Source organism: Psychrobacter sp., from assembly GCF_030457785.1.
Lineage (GTDB): Bacteria > Pseudomonadota > Gammaproteobacteria > Pseudomonadales > Moraxellaceae > Psychrobacter.
This window is the reverse complement of the sequence record NZ_JAKDUI010000257.1, coordinates 1-3266: the sequence shown is the minus strand read 5'-3', so window position 1 is coordinate 3266 and position 3266 is coordinate 1. Positions and strand designations below refer to the sequence as shown.

At 43.3% G+C, this 3266-nt stretch carries 2 protein-coding genes; both read left to right on the top strand.

The window, feature by feature from the left end; genetic code table 11:
- The first annotated feature begins 31 nt into the window (after positions 1-31).
- Entirely contained in the window at positions 32-2074 is a 2043-nt protein-coding gene (locus tag L0J61_RS10215) for a TonB-dependent receptor (RefSeq protein WP_301466338.1), read from the top strand.
- A 94-nt stretch (positions 2075-2168) separates the two neighbouring features.
- Positions 2169-2945, top strand: a complete 777-nt coding sequence (locus L0J61_RS10210; RefSeq protein WP_301466337.1) for a siderophore-interacting protein — start codon at positions 2169-2171, stop codon at positions 2943-2945.
- Positions 2946-3266: the final 321 nt, after the last annotated feature.

Here is a 3266-nt window from a genome sequence, read left to right as displayed (position 1 = left end):
TAATTGTGATAGCACACATGAGAGGTAGAGGATGAGTAGAGTAGGGGTTTCTAGCCGTTTGACGGTATTGTCGATGGGTGTGGCTGCGGTAATGGGGTCACAAATTGCGAGTGCTGCTACTGTAGAAGATATGCCAAGCACCACGCTGCAGACCATTACAGTGACAGCCAGTAGTTCTGTACGTGATGGTGTGCAAACAGACTCTATTGACTCAGCCCAGTATATACCTGCAGGGCAGGCGAGTCTTTTAAATGACTTTATAGACGGTGTACCAGGCGCTTCAGTAGGCGGCACATCGGCTCTTAATCAACGTGTACGGATTCGTGGTCTTGATGATACCAATCTCAAAGTGACCGTCGATGGTGCTCGTCAAGAAGGCTATGCGTTCCACCACTCTGGAGATTTGGTTATTGATCCAGACTTGTTGAAGCAGTCTGAAGTTTCAGTTGGTAATAACTCAGTCACACTAGGTAATGATGCGATTGGTGGTGCGGTTGCTTTTGAGACAGTCGATGCTGCTGATTTGCTTGATGTTGATCAAAAAATTGGTGCGAAGGTGCATGCAGGCTATGCCAGCAACAATGACGAGCTGTTGACCTCTGCGACGGTATTTGCTGCACCAACTAAAAATGTTGATTTGTTGGCTTATTATGGCAAACGCACCTCCGAAGCAGGTGAAGATGGTGCTGGTCGAGATATTCAAACGTCAGACGGCGATACAGAAAGTATTTTGTTAAAAGCAGGTGCTTACTTAGGTAAAGATCATCATGTGAGTGGTAGCTTTAGCCGTACAGAAAATGACGGTATGTATCCAGCCCGAGCGGATTTTCCAATGACTGATGCTGATGGCTGGAATCCTGTCATACCTTGGAAACAAAGCCGTGATACCTATACGCTAGAGTATGGCTACAACCCAGCTAGTGATTTAGTGGATGTCAAAGCCAATGTTTATCACACTGAAGCGTATCTCGATAGAGATAATAAAGGCATTGAAGTTGATTTGATCACCAAAGGTGGAAAAATCGAAAATACCAGTCAGATAGACAGTCAATTAGGATCGCATAAGCTGATTACTGGTGTTGAGCATTATACAAAAGAGTCTGAGATAACTCGTCTAGGTGTCGTTGGAGGAAGTGACGATGCAACGAACACCTCTGTATATTTAGAAGACCAATGGCAAATAGGTAAGTTAATGCTAACGCCTGGTGTTCGTTATGATCGCTACGAAGCACCGAAAGATGTGGCAAATGGTGAAACCTATGACAATGTCGTCGGTGCGTTTGCCGCTAGCTATCAAGTGTTGCCAAGTACCAATGTATTTGCAAGCTACACCCAGTTGTTTAATGGCCCTGATTTACAAGAAGCCATTCGTAATACAGATGGTGAAGGTAAATATATTTCTTCTGATTTAGAGCCAGAAACTGGCAGTAACGCTGAGGCTGGTATATCTACTATTTTCCGTGGCTTAACCACTGAAGATGATTCGTTACAGCTCTCTGGTAAATACTTTGTGACAGATTTGGAAAACTGGATTTCTTACGAAAGTGGTATTGATTGTACTACTGGCCTTGCCTCTGATACGGGTACATGCGCAGGCTCATTTAATGCAGATGAAGATTATGAAATCAAAGGGGTAGAGCTCTCAGCTGATTATCGTACAAACAACTCCAGTATGGGATTGAGCTATGCACGTGCGCGCAGCGAAGGTAAAGAGACTGGCTATAGCTTGTCACAAGGCACTGGAGATGAAAATGATGCTGGTGACAGATATACGGTTAGCTTAGGATATGCACCAACTGACACATTTGATTTAGGCTGGCGTAGTACGTATGTCGCCTCTATCGACCCTAATACAGGTGATGATTCAGATGCCGAAAAAGAAGCTTATGATGTACATGATATATTCATGACCTACACACCTGCACAGCTAGCAGGAGTTAAGGCGACGTTAGGGGTATATAATATGTTCGATGAGACTTATGTGAATCATTCATCGCGCTACTCATCTGATTCGGACTATTCTGATTATGCGATGGGTCGTAACGTCAAAGCATCTTTAAGCTTTCAGTTCTGATGAATGATTAACGGCTATTTAATCGCTACATTAAGCCAGCTACCTTTATGAGGTGGCAGGTTTTTTATTAGGCACAGATAAAAGGAGCAAAACAATGGCCAAACCCACACCTAGAGTGTTAGATGTAAAAGGTATCGTCGATATCACCCCTAATATGCGCCGTATTACGCTGGGAGGAGAGGGTATGCATGACTTTCCAGTAGATCAAGAAAGCGCCTATATCAAGCTGATATTTCCTCAAGAAGAAGGTCGCAAACCAAACATGCGTACTTATACAATCATTCAGCAGCGCGACGATGAGATAGACGTCGACTTTGTCTTACACGGTTCAGATCCTGAAGGAGAACAAGGTCAGAAAAGTCATAAAGGGCTGGCATCGCATTGGGCGAAAACAACTGAAATTGGCGATAGTATATTGGTCGGTGGTCCTGGCGCGAAGAAAATCATTAACAATGAGGCAGACTGGTTTCTACTGGTAGCTGATATGACGGCTCTACCAGCTGTTACGGTAAACTTGGCGCAGTTACCTGATGATGCAGAAGGATATGCGGTGATAGAGGTGATCAGCGAAGCGGATATTCAGCCACTGGAAAAGCCGAAGAACATCGACATTCATTGGATAGTCAATCCAGTAGTAACGGATAGTCACTCCCCATTACTAGAACGAGTCAAGATGCTGACTTGGTTAGCAGGTGCGGTGTCGGTATGGGCTGCCTGTGAGTTCAATAGCATGCGAGCATTGCGGCATTATTTTAAACAAGAAAAAGAGGTGGCTAAAACCCATCTATATATCTCCAGCTACTGGAAGCTGGATAATAGTGAAAATGAGCATAAAGTCATCAAGCGTCAAGATGCTGAGTCTGATTTGTAGCCCATGATGGGCTGATGGGAGACGAAGACGTAAGTGTTTGCAATGTTATGACATGCCGAAAGCGGGGTGCTGTTAGTTGTTATGTGCAAACAATAGTTTTCTTATTTGGAAAATCGTTATGGAGGCGGGGTTTTTTTTGTAAAAAATAAGACAAAATTAAACATTAATGATAATTATTATCATTAATGTTTGCATTGCTTTTTGTACTTTGCTAAAGTGTGTTCTGTTTATTACAGAACAGTTAACAATCCCGTGTTTTCTGTCCTGTGATTGATATTTAATCAGTCGGCTCATGCCAGTTTCAGCGTCAACAAGTTTATA